This is a genomic window from Paracidovorax konjaci, from assembly GCF_900112675.1.
GTDB lineage: Bacteria > Pseudomonadota > Gammaproteobacteria > Burkholderiales > Burkholderiaceae_C > Paracidovorax > Paracidovorax konjaci.
Map to the genome: position 1 here is coordinate 122022 of NZ_FOMQ01000006.1, position 14329 is coordinate 136350.

Annotated in this window: 14 protein-coding genes; 6 read left to right on the forward strand and 8 right to left on the reverse strand. The window is 67.6% G+C overall.

Going from position 1 to position 14329, the window contains the following annotated elements:
• Positions 1-136: 136 nt before the first annotated feature.
• Both BM144_RS10965 and BM144_RS10970 read left to right on the forward strand, forming a co-directional pair.
• The gene (locus tag BM144_RS10965; protein WP_092952107.1) at positions 137-739 is read left to right on the forward strand and encodes an SIS domain-containing protein; all 603 of its coding nucleotides are present in this window, start codon (positions 137-139) and stop codon (positions 737-739) included.
• Entirely contained in the window at positions 736-1407 is a 672-nt protein-coding gene (locus tag BM144_RS10970; RefSeq protein WP_092952109.1) for a BON domain-containing protein, read from the forward strand. The genes BM144_RS10965 and BM144_RS10970 overlap by 4 nt, the downstream gene beginning before the upstream one ends.
• 64 nt (positions 1408-1471) lie before the next feature.
• Here the strand turns inward: BM144_RS10970 and BM144_RS10975 are convergent, their stop codons facing one another.
• From BM144_RS10975 to BM144_RS10990, 4 genes are all read right to left on the reverse strand, one after another.
• Positions 1472-2407 (reverse strand): NAD(P)-dependent oxidoreductase, encoded by a 936-nt coding sequence (locus BM144_RS10975; RefSeq protein ID WP_092952111.1) that lies wholly within the window; start codon positions 2405-2407, stop codon positions 1472-1474.
• Between the two features lie 78 nt (positions 2408-2485).
• Positions 2486-3622 carry a PilT/PilU family type 4a pilus ATPase gene (locus tag BM144_RS10980; RefSeq protein WP_092952113.1) on the reverse strand — a complete coding sequence of 379 codons (1137 nt, stop codon included), beginning with the start codon at positions 3620-3622 and terminating at the stop codon, positions 2486-2488.
• A gap of 30 nt (positions 3623-3652) precedes the next feature.
• Positions 3653-4291: a cyclic nucleotide-binding domain-containing protein gene (locus BM144_RS10985; protein WP_092952115.1), complete on the reverse strand. Its 639-nt coding sequence runs from the start codon at positions 4289-4291 to the stop codon at positions 3653-3655.
• Positions 4292-4377: 86 nt separating this feature from the next.
• The gene (locus BM144_RS10990; RefSeq protein ID WP_092952117.1) at positions 4378-5421 is read right to left on the reverse strand and encodes a type IV pilus twitching motility protein PilT; all 1044 of its coding nucleotides are present in this window, start codon (positions 5419-5421) and stop codon (positions 4378-4380) included.
• Positions 5422-5461: 40 nt separating this feature from the next.
• On the opposite strand from BM144_RS10990, the gene BM144_RS10995 reads away from it, so the two are divergent.
• Positions 5462-6220 (forward strand): YggS family pyridoxal phosphate-dependent enzyme, encoded by a 759-nt coding sequence (locus tag BM144_RS10995; RefSeq protein ID WP_092952119.1) that lies wholly within the window; start codon positions 5462-5464, stop codon positions 6218-6220.
• On the opposite strand, the gene ltaE is transcribed toward BM144_RS10995, so the two are convergent.
• Entirely contained in the window at positions 6210-7274 is a 1065-nt protein-coding gene (gene ltaE, locus BM144_RS11000; protein ID WP_092952121.1) for a low-specificity L-threonine aldolase, read from the reverse strand. The genes BM144_RS10995 and ltaE overlap by 11 nt on opposite strands.
• A gap of 297 nt (positions 7275-7571) precedes the next feature.
• Here ltaE and BM144_RS11005 point away from each other — a divergent pair, with 297 nt between their 5' ends.
• Both BM144_RS11005 and BM144_RS11010 read left to right on the forward strand, forming a co-directional pair.
• Positions 7572-8711 carry an aminotransferase class V-fold PLP-dependent enzyme gene (locus BM144_RS11005; protein ID WP_092952123.1) on the forward strand — a complete coding sequence of 380 codons (1140 nt, stop codon included), beginning with the start codon at positions 7572-7574 and terminating at the stop codon, positions 8709-8711.
• Between the two features lie 120 nt (positions 8712-8831).
• Positions 8832-10256 (forward strand): DUF445 domain-containing protein, encoded by a 1425-nt coding sequence (locus BM144_RS11010; RefSeq protein ID WP_092952125.1) that lies wholly within the window; start codon positions 8832-8834, stop codon positions 10254-10256.
• 68 nt (positions 10257-10324) lie between these two features.
• On the opposite strand, the gene BM144_RS11015 is transcribed toward BM144_RS11010, so the two are convergent.
• Both BM144_RS11015 and BM144_RS11020 read right to left on the reverse strand, forming a co-directional pair.
• Positions 10325-10750 (reverse strand): DNA-binding protein, encoded by a 426-nt coding sequence (locus BM144_RS11015; RefSeq protein ID WP_092952500.1) that lies wholly within the window; start codon positions 10748-10750, stop codon positions 10325-10327.
• 104 nt (positions 10751-10854) lie between these two features.
• Positions 10855-11280 (reverse strand): DNA-binding protein, encoded by a 426-nt coding sequence (locus BM144_RS11020; RefSeq protein ID WP_092952127.1) that lies wholly within the window; start codon positions 11278-11280, stop codon positions 10855-10857.
• A 306-nt stretch (positions 11281-11586) separates the two neighbouring features.
• On the opposite strand from BM144_RS11020, the gene BM144_RS11025 reads away from it, so the two are divergent.
• Positions 11587-12726: a hypothetical protein gene (locus BM144_RS11025; RefSeq protein ID WP_092952129.1), complete on the forward strand. Its 1140-nt coding sequence runs from the start codon at positions 11587-11589 to the stop codon at positions 12724-12726.
• 63 nt (positions 12727-12789) lie between these two features.
• Here the strand turns inward: BM144_RS11025 and BM144_RS11030 are convergent, their stop codons facing one another.
• A complete protein-coding gene (locus tag BM144_RS11030) occupies positions 12790-14310 on the reverse strand; it encodes an FAD-linked oxidase C-terminal domain-containing protein (RefSeq protein ID WP_245783627.1) in 1521 nt (506 codons plus the stop codon).
• Between the last annotated feature and the right edge of the window lie 19 nt (positions 14311-14329).

The window sequence follows — 14329 nt, forward strand, 5'->3', positions numbered from 1 at the left end:
AAGAGCGCTACGCGCAGCGCAAAAGTGCCAAAGACCCGAGCCGCCATCCGACCTGTCCATTTCCTTGCGCACCTGCGCCGCAGGCCAACCCTTTGCTACAAAAGCGATAACACCCGGCGGGTATCATCGGCGGTCCATGCTCGAGCAACGCATCCAACAGCATTTCATCGACAGCGCGGATCTCAAGTACCAGGCCGCGCAACTTCTCAGCCAACCCATCGGCTTGGCCGTTCAGGCCATCCTGGCGTGCGTTACCAGTGGCGCCAAGGTGCTGGCCTGCGGTAGCGGCGCAGCGTCGGCGCAGGCGCGCCAGTTTGCTGCACTCTGCGTGGCAGGGTTCGAGCGCGATCGGCCCGAACTGGCCGCGGTGGCCTTGGAGCCCGATGCCCTTTGGGCCTCTCCCGGCATCCCGGGAGGCGATGCGCAGGTGCTCGCCCGGCAGGTGCGTGCGCTGGGGCAAGCGGGCGACGTGCTGCTGGCCGTGACGGACGGCAGTGCAGGCACCGATGCCGTCCTGATCGATGCCGCGCAGGCCGCCCACGAGCGGGACATGACCGTGATCGCCTTGACCGGCCGTGCCGGCGGCGCGTTGGCCGGACTGCTGCGTGAAACCGACGTGTTGATCAGCGTGCCGCACGATCGCGCAGCCCGGGTCCGAGAGGTGCATGCGCTGGTGCTTCACTGCCTGTGCGATGGGGTGGACGCCCAATTACTTGGTGAACAGGAGATACCGCTATGACTCTTCAGAAGATGACTCGCACAGGGGGGGCCTTACTGGCCGCCGTGGCGCTCGGAACCATGCTTTCCGCGTGCGCCCCGCTGGTGCTGGGCGGGGCCGCGATGGGTACGCTGATGGCCGCCGATCGCCGCACCACAGGAACGCAGGTGGAAGACGAAGGCATCGAATTGCGCGCAGGCAATCGGCTGCGCGATTCGTTCGGAGACCGCGTCCACGTCAACATCACGAGTTACAACCGGCAAGTCCTGTTGACCGGCGAGGTGCCTTCGCAGCAGGACAAGGAGCGCGTGGAGCAGGCGGTGCTGGCCGTCGAGAACGTGCGTTCGGTGGTGAATGATCTGGCGGTGATGTCGGCCACCACATTCACGCAGCGCTCCAATGACACGCTCATCACCGGCAAGGTGCGTGCGAGCCTCGTGGATGCCAAGGACCTGTTCGCAACGGCTTTCAAGGTGGTGACGGAGCGCAACACGGTCTATCTGCTGGGCCGTGTCACCCAGCGTGAAGCCGATCGCGCCACCGACATCGCGCGTGGCGTGAACGATGTGCGCAAGGTGGTGCGTGTGTTCGAGATCATTTCGCAGGAAGAACTGGAGCGGGGTTTTGCACGGCAACCTTCGCGTCCTGCCCCCGTCACATCCGATCCGGCAACGACCCAGCCCCGCTGAGCCGCGCAGGCGCCGGACCCCGGCGGGGCCCCGGCACCCGAGGAGGCACCTGGGGCCTTGGGGTTCAGCTGCCTTGTTTTTTGGGTGCCAGGCGGGTGATGAGGCTCGAGGTGTCCCAGCGCTTGCCGCCGGCCTGCTGCACGTCGGCATAGAACTGATCCACCAGTGCGGTCAGCGGGAGCCGCGCGCCGTTGCGGTGGGCCTCATCCAGCACGAGGCCCAGGTCCTTGCGCATCCAGTCCACGGCAAAGCCGAAGTCGAAGCGGCCTTCCACCATGGTCTTGCCGCGGTTGTCCATTTGCCAGCTCTGCGCCGCTCCCTTGCCGATGACGTCGAGCACCAGCGGCATGTCCAACCCCGCATGCTGACCAAAGGCGATGGCTTCCGACAGCCCCTGCACCACGCCGGCAATGCAGATCTGATTGACCATCTTGGCGAGTTGGCCGGCGCCGCTGTCGCCGACACGCGTGAACGCGCGCGAAAACGCCATTGCCACAGGCCGCACGCCGTCGAAGGCCTCTGTTTCGCCGCCGCACATGACGGTGAGCTGCCCGTTCTGCGCCCCCGCCTGCCCGCCCGACACCGGGGCGTCGATGAAGCGCAGGCCGAGCGTGCGCGCAGCCTGAGCAAGTTCACGTGCGACTTCGGCGGACGCGGTGGTGTGGTCGACGAAGACGGCGCCCTGCTGCATTCCGGCAAAGGCGCCATCCGCGCCCAGCACCACGGAGCGCAGATCGTCGTCATTGCCGACACAGCAGAACACGATCTCTGCGCCCTGGGCCGCGTCGCGCGGAGTCGGGGCATGTTTTATGCCTGATGCCGCCGTGAATTCTTCACACCATGCTATGGATTTCGTAGCGGTCCGGTTGTAGACGGTGACCTGGTGGCCGGCGAGTGCCAAATGGCCGGCCATGGGGTAGCCCATGACACCCAGACCCAGGAAGGCGACCTTGCGCGATGGGGTGGCGTCGTAGCTGCGTGGATTGGTGCTGGATGGCATGGGGTCTCCTGTGTCCGGTGAAACGCTGGGAAAAAAGAAAACCCGCCGGGTCGCGGCGGGTGGCAAGGCGAAAGGGCGTCAGACGATAGCGAAGTGCTCGGTACCCGAGGCCAGGTCGCTGCTCTTCGCGCGTTGGCTGCCGAGCTTGATCTGCAGCCGGAGGTCGTTGAGCGAATCCGCATTGCGCAGGGCGTCTTCGTAGCTGATGACGTTGGCCTCGAACAGGTCGAAGAGCGACTGGTCGAAGGTCTGCATGCCCAGGTTGCGGCTCTTCTTCATGATCTCCTTGATCTCGGCCACTTCGCCCTTGAAGATCAGATCGGCGATGAGGGGGGTGTTGAGCATGATCTCCACCGCTGCGGCACGGCCTTTGCTGTCCTGCTTCGGAATGAGCCGCTGCGAGACCATGGCACGCAGGTTGAGCGACAGGTCCATGAGCAGCTGGGCGCGGCGCTCTTCCGGAAAGAAGTTGATGATGCGGTCCAGCGCCTGGTTGGCGCTGTTGGCGTGCAGCGTGGCCAGGCACAGGTGGCCGGTCTCCGAGAAGGCCACGGCATGTTCCATGGTTTCGCGGTCGCGGATCTCGCCCATGAGGATCACGTCGGGGGCCTGGCGCAGCGTGTTCTTGAGGGCAGCCTCCCAGCTGTCGGTGTCCAGCCCCACCTCGCGTTGCGTGATCACGCAGTTCTTGTGCGGGTGCACGAACTCGATCGGATCCTCCACCGTGATGATGTGGCCGAAGGAGTTCTCGTTGCGCCAGTCCACCATGGCGGCAAGCGTGGTCGACTTGCCCGAGCCGGTCGCGCCCACGAGGATGCACAGCCCCCGCTTGGACATCGAGACCTCCTTGAGCACCTGCGGAACGCCCAGGCCGTCGATGGTGGGCAGCGTGAGAGGGATGGTCCGCAGCACCATGCCGACGCGCCCCTGCTGGATGAACGCATTCACGCGGAAGCGCCCGATGGCGGCAGGGGAGATCGCGAAATTGCACTCCTTGGTGCGCTCGAAATCCGCCACCTGCTTGTCGCTCATGATGGCGCGCGCCAGGGTGAGCGTGTGCGCAGGCGTGAGCGGTTGGGGGGAGACTTTGGTGACCTTGCCGTCCACCTTGATGGCCGGCGGGAACTCCGCCGTGATGAACAGGTCGCTGCCGCCGCGGCTCACCATGAGCTTCAGCAGGTCGTTGATGAATTTGCTGGCCTGATCGCGTTCCATGCGCTACTCCGGTCGGTCCGCTGGGGCCGTCTACCGTTGATTGTCACTCAGCCGCGCACTCACCACGCGCAGGCGCTGCGAGAGTTTGCGGGCCAGCAGCGCGACGAGGCTCGCTGCCAGTTGGGGATCCTTCGCCATCATGTCGTCCAGGGCTTCGGCGCTCAGCACGGCGATCTCGCAGTCCGTGAGCGTGGTGCAGGCCGAGAAGCGGATGCCGCTGTCGAGCAGCGACATTTCTCCCAGGATGTCCCCCGGCCGTGTCTCGGCCAGGCGGAGGTGCTCGCCCCAGGGCTGGATGCGGTCCACGGCGATGGTGCCGGTGAGCAGTACGACCATGAAGTTGCCGTACTCGTCCTGGCGGATGACGTCGCGGCTGGCCGGAACCGCCGCGAACTGGAAGAAGCGCTCCATGCGTTCGACCGCGCTCGCATCCAGGTGCGCCATGTAGCGGTCCTTGGACCAGAGCGCCTGCAGCAGCTTGCCGCCCCGGCTCACCGGCAGGCGTGCCGCGGTGATTTCCACGGCGCGTGCTTCCCAGGGAACGAGCATGGAGGTGTCAACGCCCTGGCCGGCGAAGGCCGTGGTGAAGAACACCGAGTCGCTGCCGCTTTCGGCGCCGGGCTTGGTGTTGCGGGTCTTGGCCTTGAGGAGGCCGAGGATGCCTTTCATGGGGTGCTCCGGTGCGCGCGGCGGGTCGGTCGCAGGCCGCGCTGAATATCGAACAAGGGCAGGTGGTGCAGCGCGGTGCCGTGGTGTCAGCCCGGGAAGTTTTCGGGGATCTTGGCTTTGCCGCGGGCTTCGGCCGGGCTGATGATGTTGCGCCGCACGAGGTCGGTGAGGTTCTGGTCCAGCGTCTGCATGCCGACGCTGTTGCTCGTCTGGATGGTGGAGTACATCTGCGCCACCTTGGCTTCCCGGATCAGGTTGCGGATGGCGCTGGTGCCCAGCATGATTTCATGGGCCGCCACGCGGCCCTGGCCGTCCTTGGTCTTGCACAGGGTTTGAGAGATCACGGCCTGCAGCGATTCGGACAGCATCGCGCGCACCATCTCCTTTTCTTCCGCGGGGAAGACGTCGATGATCCGGTCGATGGTCTTGGCCGCGCTGGAGGTGTGCAGCGTGCCGAACACAAGGTGGCCCGTCTCCGCCGCAGTCATCGCGAGGCGGATGGTTTCCAGGTCGCGCATTTCGCCCACGAGGATCGCGTCCGGGTCTTCACGCAGGGCCGACTTCAGCGCGGCGGCGAACGACAGCGTCATCGGCCCGACCTCCCGCTGGTTGATCAGGCACTTCTTGGACTCGTGCACGAATTCGATCGGATCCTCCACGGTCAGGATGTGTCCGTATTCGGTTTCGTTGAGGTGGTTGACCATGGCCGCCAGCGTGGTCGACTTGCCCGAACCCGTGGGGCCGGTCACGAGCACGAGCCCGCGCGGCTTGAGTGCGAGGTCGCCGAAGATCTTGGGGGCGTTCAGCTGTTCCAGCGTGAGGATCTTGCTCGGGATGGTCCGGAACACGGCGGCCGCACCGCGGTTCTGGTTGAACGCATTGACCCGGAAACGTGCGAGTCCTTCGATCTCGAAGGAAAAGTCCACTTCGAGGAATTCTTCGTACACCTTGCGCTGGGCGTCGCTCATGATGTCGTACGCCATGGCATGCACCGTCTTGTGGTCGAGCGCATCGACGTTGATGCGCCGCACATCGCCGTGGACCCGGATCATCGGCGGAAGGCCTGCGGACAGGTGCAGGTCGGAGGCCTTGTTCTTCACGCTGAAGGCGAGCAGTTGGGTGATATCCACGGGAGCCCTTGGTCGTTTGGTACGCTTGAGAGCGAACATTATGACGACCATTGGTAACAACATCCAAGGGGTTTTGGCCCGCATCGCCCGGGCCTGCGCGGCATGCGGCCGCGACCCTTCCAGCGTGCGGCTCCTTGCCGTTTCCAAGACCTTCAACGCGGACGCCGTGCGGGAAGCCGTGCAGGCAGGGCAGCGCGCATTCGGCGAAAACTACCTGCAGGAGGGTGTGCAGAAGATCGCCACGCTGCAGGAAGTGGGTGCGGCCGCCACCGGGCCGCTCGAATGGCACTGCATCGGCCCCGTGCAGAGCAACAAGACGCGCCTGGTTGCCGAGCACTTCGACTGGATCCACACCGTGGACCGTCTCAAGACCGCCGAGCGCCTGTCGCAGCAAAGGCCGCCGCACCTGCCGCCGCTGCAGGTGTGCATCCAGGTGAATGTGGACGGCGGGCCGACGAAGGCGGGCGCCACACCTGCGCAGGCGCTGGAGCTGGCGCGGGCTGTGGCGCGCCTGCCACGGCTGCGGCTGCGTGGCCTGATGGGCATACCCGATCCCGCGCCCGACTTCGCTGCCCAATACGCGGTGCATGCCCAGGCGCGGAGCCTGTTCGATCGGCTGCGTGCCGCCGGCTTCGAAGGTCTGGATGCTTTCGATACGCTTTCGCTCGGGATGACCGGCGACCTGGAGGCCGCCATCCACGCGGGCAGCACCCTGGTTCGCGTGGGCAGCGGCATCTTTGGGGGCCGCACCTACGCGGCCCCGCCAGCGGCAGCGCAGGAAGGCTTGCCTAGCCGCTGAACCGTTCCACGCACGCGAGCGTATGGGCCACATCGTCGGGTCCGACGTCGATGTGGGTGACCCAGCGCAGCCGGATCTGGCCTCCGCACAGGCTGCGCGTCACGCAGACGCCGTGCTGGGCCAGCCAGGCCATCAGGGCCGGTGCGATGTCGGAATGCACGTCGGTGAAGAGGATGTTGGTATGCGCGGAGGCCACGCTGAGGCGCCTGCGCAGCACAGGATGGCTGCGGCCCACTTCCGCGAGGCCTTCGGCCAGCGTGCGCAGCAGGGCATGGTCTTCCGCCATGCGGCGGACATGGTGGTCCAGCGCGTAGTGCCCCGCGGCGGCCAGCATGCCCACCTGGCGCATGGAGCCGCCCAGCATCTTGCGGGTCCGGCGTGCATGCGCGATGAAGTCGTGCGAACCGAGCAGCAGCGAGCCCACCGGTGCACCCAGGCCCTTGCTCAGGCAGACCGAGGCAGAGTCGAAATGCGAGCAGATGGCGCGTGCTTCGTCGTACACGTCGGTGCCGTGGGCTGTGGCATTGGCTGCGGCGGCATTGAAGAGGCGCGCGCCATCGAGGTGCATGGCAAGGTGCCGGCTGCGCGCGAGTTGCGCCACATCGGCGATGTAGGGGTTGGGGAGCACCTGGCCGCCGGCCGTGTTCTCCAGCACCACGAGGCGGGTGCGCGCGAAGTGCGGGTCGTCGGGCTTGATGGCGGCGGCAATGTCCCGCAGGCAAAGCGTGCCATCGCTGCGGTTCTCGATGGGCTGCGGCTGGATGGAGCCCAGGGCTGCCATGCCGCCGCCTTCCCAGCGGTAGGTGTGCCACGTCTGTCCGACGATGGCCTCGTCGCCGCGCTGGCAATGGCCCATGAGGGCGATCAGATTGGCCTGCGTGCCGCTGGGCGCGAACAGCGCGGCATCGAACCCGAGCATTTCGGCCGCGTGCTCCTGCAGCGCGTTGACGGAGGGATCGTCGCCGAAAACATCGTCGCCGAGCGGCGCGGCCTGCATGGCCTCGCGCATCAGGAGTGTGGGCTGGGTAACGGTATCGCTGCGAAAGTCATGCATCGGGGCGGGCTCCAGGAGATATCGGGTACGTGGAAATGTCGGGAGGCGCAGGAAGCGGTAACAGCGGATGCGGAGCAGTCAGGTGCAGATGCGGGCACGGGCAGCGTTGGCTGTCGATGGTAGCCGCGGCTGGGCCTGGCCGTGCGCCTGTCGTCGCTTTTCCGTGCACTGGCCGGTGCCGTGCTGCGGTGTAAGCTGCAACGCCTTGCGTGCGCGGCGGTTTCCGGATATGCAGCCGCCAAAGCTTTTTCCCGCGTGGAAGATCGTCCAGAACGTTTTTCAAGGAGTTGCCCTGCCATGCCCGGTCTGTTGCCTGATGTCGATCCCGATGGTTTGCTGGAGTTCTCGGTGGTGTACACCGACCGTGCTCTCAACCACATGTCCCGGCGCTTCACCGGAGTGATGCAGGACATTCTTGCCACGCTCAAGACGGTGTACGGAGCCCACACCGCGGTGCTGGTTCCCGGCAGCGGCACCTTCGGGATGGAGGCTGTGGCCCGCCAGTTCGCCAACCGCGAGAAGGTGCTGATCGTGCGCAACGGCTGGTTCAGCTACCGCTGGAGCCAGATATTCGATGCGGGCGGCCTCGGAGGCGGAGCGGTGGTCTGCCAGGCGCGCCGGCAGGGTGAAGGCGCGCAGGCGCCCTGGGCGCCGTGCCCGGCGCAAGAGGTGGCGGCAGCCATCCTGGCGGAGCGCCCCAAGGTGGTCTTCGCCCCGCATGTCGAGACGGCAAGCGGCATCCTCCTGTCCGATGCCTACCTCCGCACCGTGGCCGAGGCGGCGCATGCCGTCGGCGCGCTGTTCGTGCTCGATTGCGTCGCTTCGGGTGCGATCTGGGTCGACATGCAGGCCACGGGCGTGGATGTGCTGATCTCGGCGCCGCAGAAGGGCTGGAGCGGCTCCCCATGCTGCGCCATGGTGATGCTCGGCGAGCGGGCGCGCCAGGCCATCGAGGGCACCCAGAGCTCCAGCTTTTCCTGCGACCTCAAAAAGTGGATGCAGATCGCCGAGGGCTACGAGAAGGGCCAGCATGCCTACCACACGACCATGCCGACCGACGCGCTGGTGCGGCTGCGTGACGTCATGGTGGAGACGCGTGAACAGGGGTTCGAGCAGGTCCGCGCGGGGCAGGTGGAGTTGGGCAGCAAAGTGCGCGCGCTGCTGGAGTCCCGAGGCTTCCCGAGCGTGGCTGCCGACGGCTGGAAAGCCCCGGGCGTGGTCGTGAGCTACACCTCCGACCCCGGTCTGCAGAACGGCCGGAAGTTTCTCGAAGCGGGTTTGCAGACGGCCGCAGGAGTGCCGCTGCAGTGCGGCGAAGGGCCGGATTTCCAGACCTTCCGCATCGGCCTCTTCGGGCTGGACAAGTGGCAGAACGTGGACCGCACCGTAGGCCATCTCGCGGCGGCGCTGGACCGCGTGGCTCCGCGCCAGGGATAGCGAGCACCTGGGCGCCCGGCGCGCCGGACACGGATACCGGACCAGCGGTTACCCGCCATGCCCGTGCGGGCAACAGTCTCTTACGCCCCGTGAACCGCTTGCCGGGCTATTCTCGGGGGGATGGACAGCAGCAGTCGCAACAGCAGCGCTGGCGAGGCCGGCCCCCGCCCGGGTTCCGGGGCGTTGGGTGCCGCCGGGACCTTCATGGCGGGCCTGCCTGCGGACGAGGGCTTTGCCGCTTCCCCGGCAGCCACCGAGCGCGCGCTCGCGCTGGCACACTCGAAGTGGCTGGCCTCCGGCCTGCTGTTGGCCGTGACGGCGGTTTTCGCGGCGACCTATGCGTTTCCCCCCAGCCTGCTGGTGGAATGCATCCGGGCCATGGCCGAGGCCGCCATGGTGGGCGCGCTGGCCGACTGGTTCGCGGTGTCGGCGCTGTTCCGGCGCATTCCGCTGCCCTGGGTGCAGCGGCACACCAACATCATCGCCCGCAACAAGGACCGCATCGGCGGCAACCTGGCCGCATTCGTGCGCGACAAGTTCCTCGACGCGCCTTCCCTGGTCACGCTGATCCAGCGCCACGATCCCGCCGATATGCTGGCACAGTGGCTCACCTCGTCCGGCAACGCCCAGTTGCTGGGCCGGCAGGTGGCGCGCCTGGCGCTGGCGGCGCTCGACACGGTGGAAGACGCGCGGATCCAGCGCTTCATGAACCAGGCTGCGCGTGCGCTCGTGGGCCAGCTCGATCTCTCCCGCACGATGGCCGCAGCGTTGGAAACGCTCACGCACGGCGGCCGCCATCAGGTGCTGCTGGACGATGTGCTCTCCCGCGTGACGGTGCTGCTCCGCTCGCCCGAGACGCGCACTTTCATCGCTGAGGCCATCGTGCAGTGGATCAAGCGCGAACATCCCCTCAAGGAGAAAGTGCTCCCCACCGACTGGCTCAGCGGCAAGGGGGCGGGCGCCATTGCCCAGGCCATCGACAGCCTGCTGGCCGAGGTGGCGAGCGACCCCGATCACCAGTTGCGAACGGCGCTCGACGCAGCCGTCCAGCGCCTCATCGTGCGTCTCCAGACCGATCCCGAATGGGAGCGGCGCGGCCTGGAATTGCGCGAATACCTGCAGAACGACGAAACCCTGGGGCGCTACGTACAGGATCTCTGGACGAACCTGCGCGAACGGCTGCAGGATGATCTGGCCAACGAGGATTCCGAGGTGTCCCGCAAGGTGGCAGCCATGGGCCAGTGGCTCGGGATGGCGCTGGCGGGCGACCCGGCGCTGCGCGTGCGCCTGAACGTTCGGCTGCAGCTGTGGGCCACGCAGGTGGCCCCCGACCTCTCGCAATTCGTGGCCGAGCACATCCGCAACACGGTGGACCGCTGGGATGCCAAGGAAATGGCGCGGCTGGTCGAACTGCACATCGGCAGCGACCTCCAATACATCCGCATCAACGGCACCGTCGTCGGCGGCCTGATCGGGCTCGTGCTCTTCGCCCTGTCGCACGCCCAGGAACTGGCCCAGGGCGTACAGAACTGGGCGGGGGGCTGAAGCGCTCTCCTGCGCACTGCCGACACCTGCCCAGACCGCGTGGCGGCAGCGCGGGGGACGCTGGGCTGTCAATCCTTGCGGGGGTGCTCGCCGGCTTCATGGGCCCGGGCGATGGCCAGGATCACGTCCCGCGCCAGCCGGCGTTGCGGCACCGGCAGCTTGAGGTAGATGTCGAACAGCTCGCGGTCGTCGTAGCCCAGCCCGGCATGCCAGCGGTGTGTGGGTTCGCCCGTGGCGCGAAGGACGGCGCCGTTGCCCGCGTCCACGAAGTCTTCCATCGGCACCCGCAGCCACTGCGCCAGCGTGGTGAGCTTGCGCGGCCCTGGCATGGTTTCCCCGAGCAGCCAGCGACGCACACCGTGCAGCGTCATGGGCTTGCCCCAATGGCGTGTGTTGAACTCGCGTTCCAACACCGAGGGCTTGGCTTCGTAGCCTGCCTTTTCCATTGCCTCCCGCAACTTCCGGGCGAATTTTTGTTTTGCTTCATCCTGCATGCCGGGCACGCTAGGCATCGGCCGGCCGAGTGGTGTGACTCGCAAAACGAGTTACGTGATGGGCGTGATCCCTGGTTCAGTGGACTGCGCGTTCAGTCCCGGGTTCAGCCATTTTGGCGCCGTTCCTCGTCTGCGGCATGCGCCCGCGCGATGGCCAGAATCACGTCACGCACGGTCCGCCGCTGGGGGACGGGCAACCGCAGATAGATATCGAAAAGCTTGCGGTCGTCATACCCCATGCCAGAGTGCCAAACCCCCGGAGACTCGGCGGCACGCGGTGAAACCTTGGGTTCCACCGCCCCGATGAAGTCCTGCAGCGGCACTTGCAGCCATTGCGACAGGGTGGCCAGTTTGCGCGGATCGGGCAGGGTTTCGCCGCGCAGCCACCGCCGCACGCCATGCAGGCTCATGGGTTTGCCCCAGTGCCGGGTGTTGAATTCCCGCTCCAGAACCGAGGGCCGGGCTTCATAGCCGGCCTTCTCCATAGCGTTTCGTAACTTCTCGGCAAAATTTTGCTTTGCATCCTGCATGCAGTCACGCTAGGCAGCTGGCAGAGAAGTGGCGTGATTCGGATATATAGTCACCAAAAATGCGTGATTCATGGTTACGTTGCCACTGGGAAGAGGTCCCGCGGCAGGACATGGGTCGGTTCAGGAAGGTGCCGGAATGGCGCCACGGCTCCGCGTGGGCAGGTGGAAGAGGTTCAGGTTGCGCAGAGCGCCCATGGTGGGTGCAGGCTGGGCCGTTGTCACCCGGGATGCTGCGAGTTTCCGCGCTCCGGGCGGGCGGCACCTCGGATGCGGCACCGCGGGCCATGCAGCAGCAGGAGGGCAGGAATGCATTACGTCGAAGAAGTCGAACAGATCGCGGACAGCGCCGGCATGGCGCGCACGGCGCCGTGCGGGCCGGCAGGCCCGGACGCTGCGCCGAACGAGGCAGCCTATGGCCCGTTGCCCCCGCCGCGGGAGCTGGGCGTGGGCGAGGACATGGTCGAGGCGGCCATCGCACGGTTGCGGCTCGCGTGGTGCGCGAACGACCCGGACAGCCCTGCGGACCGCTGGATCGCTTCGGCCGAGTGGCCCTTCCGTGAACTGGCACTGGCATTGGAGGAGCGCCGCAGGGACGTATCGGACCGGCTGGCTGCGCTCGGCATGGCGCGGCTGGAGGCCCAGGCCCGGGGCCTCCAGCCGGTGCTCGCGTTGGCGCGTCGACTGCCGCGCAGCCTTTCCCCCACGCGCGGCGCAGGTTTGGGCGGCACGCTGGAGCAGGGGGCGCCGCGGCTGGAAGACCTGGTGGCGACGGTGTCCCGCGCGGCAGAGTTGCTCGCCTATGGTTGGAGGGGCCTGTCGGCCAGCGCGGTGGCGGCCTGGGCGGTGGGCCATGGTGTCGCCAGCCTGGGGATGGCGGCGGAGAACCCGACCGTCGCCTGGCTGGGCAGCGGTGCCATCGCCGGCGCCGGCGCGCAGTGGGCTTCTCCCGTGCTCGACGGCGCGATCGATCCGGCGGTGCTGCGCGCACTGCGTGCCAGCGCGGAAGGCCGCGTGGACGAAGCGCTCGCCATTGCCCGGACGCACTCCGCATCGCTGCAGGACGCGGCCGAGCAGGTGGAATGTGCCGTGGCCGCGCTGGATGCGCTGGACCTGCGCGTGCAGGAAGTCACCTGGCTGCTGGGCCGGCTCGACATGCGGTTGGGGCCGGCCGCGCACCATGCCGGGCTGGCGCTCTGCATGGTGGAAGCCCGCGCCGCTCCGGCCGCCCCGCCGGCCGGCGTGGACGCGATGCCCGCGGCGGCACCTGCCCCCAGGGCGACGGAGATGTTCCCGCGCGAGCGCGAAGCGTTGGCGCGGTTCGCCTCCTGGGGCGGAGCCTTCTACCGGACGGCGACCGTGCGTGTGCTGGACGACTCGGGGCGGTTGACGCGGCAGAGTGGCGAGACGGTCGCCAGCATGCGGAGGCTGCTGCTCGCGCAGGGTTGAGTCCTGCCTGCCCGTGTGCGACAAGCCGGCGGCCGGCAGCAGCAGACCGTGCGGCGCCAGCGCTCAGAATCGGGGCAGGTCCGGATGGGCGATGCTGCCGCCGCGCACGAGCATCTTTCCGTATTCGGCGCAGCGGTTCAGGGTCGGGACCACCTTGCCCGGATTGAGCAGGCCGGCAGGATCGAACGCGGCCTTGAGCCCGAACATCTGTTCGTTTTCCTCGGTGGTGAATTGCGTGCACATGGAGTTGAGCTTCTCCACGCCCACGCCGTGCTCGCCGGTCACGGTGCCGCCCATGGCCACGCTGGTCTCCAGGATGTCGGCCCCGAAGAGTTCGCAGCGGTGCAGCTGGTCGGGGTCGTTCGCATCGAAGAGGATCAGCGGGTGGAGGTTGCCGTCGCCCGCGTGGAAGACGTTGGCGCACCGCAGGCCGTATTGCTTCTCCATCGCCTGGATGGCCAGCAGGATATCGGCCAGGCGCTTGCGCGGGATGGTGGAGTCCATGCACATGTAGTCGGGACTCATGCGGCCCGACGCGGGGAAAGCGTTCTTGCGGCCGCTCCAGAAGCGCAGGCGCTCGGCCTCGTCCTGGCTGACCGTGATCGCGGTGGCGCCCGAGGCGCGCAGCACTTCGCTCATGCGGCCGATCTCTTCCTCGACTTCCTCGGGCGTGCCGTCGGATTCGCACAGCAGGATGGCCTCGGCCGTGAGGTCGTAGCCCGCATGCACGAAATCCTCGACGGCGGCCGTCATCGGGCGGTCCATCATTTCGAGGCCTGCCGGGATGATGCCGGCCGCGATCACCGCGGCCACGGCGTCGCCCGCGCGGCGCACGTCGTCGAAACTGGCCATGATGCAGCGCGCGAGCTGCGGCTTGGGGATCAGCCGCACGGTGACTTCCAGTGCGATGGCCAGCATGCCTTCGCTGCCGATCACGGCGGCCAGCAGGTCGTAGCCCGGACTGTCGAGCGCCTCGCTGCCGAAGGTGACGGGGTCGCCTTCGGCGGTGAATCCGCGCACGCGCAGCACGTTGTGCACGGTGAGGCCGTATTTCAGGCAGTGCACCCCGCCCGAGTTCTCGGCGACGTTGCCGCCGATGGTGCAGGCGATCTGGCTGCTGGGGTCGGGTGCGTAGTAGAGCCCGTGCGGCGCGGCGGCCTCGCTGATGGCCAGGTTGCGCACGCCGCACTGCACGCGCGCGGTGCGCGCCACGGGGTCCACGCCGAGGATGCGGTTGAACCGGGCCAGCGAGAGCGTCACGCCGCGCGCATGCGGCATGGCCCCGCCCGAGAGGCCCGTGCCCGCGCCGCGCGCCACCACCGGCACGCCCAGCGCATGGCAGGTGCGCAGCACGGCCTGCACCTGCGCCTCGGTCTCGGGCAGGGCCACCACCAGCGGGCGCTGGCGGTAGGCCGTGAGGCCGTCGCACTCATAGGGCGTGGTGTCCTCCGCGTGCCAGAGCAGCGCATGGGCCGGCAGGTGGGCGCCGAGCGCCTGGACGATCGCCGCCTGCAGGGCGGCGGGTTCCGGGGTGCCGGCCAGCGAAGCGGGGGAGGCGGGTGCAGAAGGAAGGGCTGCGCTCATGCCCGCCACTGTAGGGGAA

Coding starts and splice junctions, on each gene's coding strand:
- BM144_RS10965 (WP_092952107.1), top strand. CDS start 137: ATGCTCGAGCAACGCATCCAACAGCATTTCATCGACAGCGCGGATCTC.
- BM144_RS10970 (WP_092952109.1), top strand. CDS start 736: ATGACTCTTCAGAAGATGACTCGCACAGGGGGGGCCTTACTGGCCGCC.
- BM144_RS10975 (WP_092952111.1), bottom strand. CDS start 2,407: ATGCCATCCAGCACCAATCCACGCAGCTACGACGCCACCCCATCGCGC.
- BM144_RS10980 (WP_092952113.1), bottom strand. CDS start 3,622: ATGGAACGCGATCAGGCCAGCAAATTCATCAACGACCTGCTGAAGCTC.
- BM144_RS10985 (WP_092952115.1), bottom strand. CDS start 4,291: ATGAAAGGCATCCTCGGCCTCCTCAAGGCCAAGACCCGCAACACCAAG.
- BM144_RS10995 (WP_092952119.1), top strand. CDS start 5,462: ATGACGACCATTGGTAACAACATCCAAGGGGTTTTGGCCCGCATCGCC.
- ltaE (WP_092952121.1), bottom strand. CDS start 7,274: ATGCATGACTTTCGCAGCGATACCGTTACCCAGCCCACACTCCTGATG.
- BM144_RS11005 (WP_092952123.1), top strand. CDS start 7,572: ATGCCCGGTCTGTTGCCTGATGTCGATCCCGATGGTTTGCTGGAGTTC.
- BM144_RS11010 (WP_092952125.1), top strand. CDS start 8,832: ATGGACAGCAGCAGTCGCAACAGCAGCGCTGGCGAGGCCGGCCCCCGC.
- BM144_RS11015 (WP_092952500.1), bottom strand. CDS start 10,750: ATGCAGGATGAAGCAAAACAAAAATTCGCCCGGAAGTTGCGGGAGGCA.
- BM144_RS11020 (WP_092952127.1), bottom strand. CDS start 11,280: ATGCAGGATGCAAAGCAAAATTTTGCCGAGAAGTTACGAAACGCTATG.
- BM144_RS11025 (WP_092952129.1), top strand. CDS start 11,587: ATGCATTACGTCGAAGAAGTCGAACAGATCGCGGACAGCGCCGGCATG.
- BM144_RS11030 (WP_245783627.1), bottom strand. CDS start 14,310: ATGAGCGCAGCCCTTCCTTCTGCACCCGCCTCCCCCGCTTCGCTGGCC.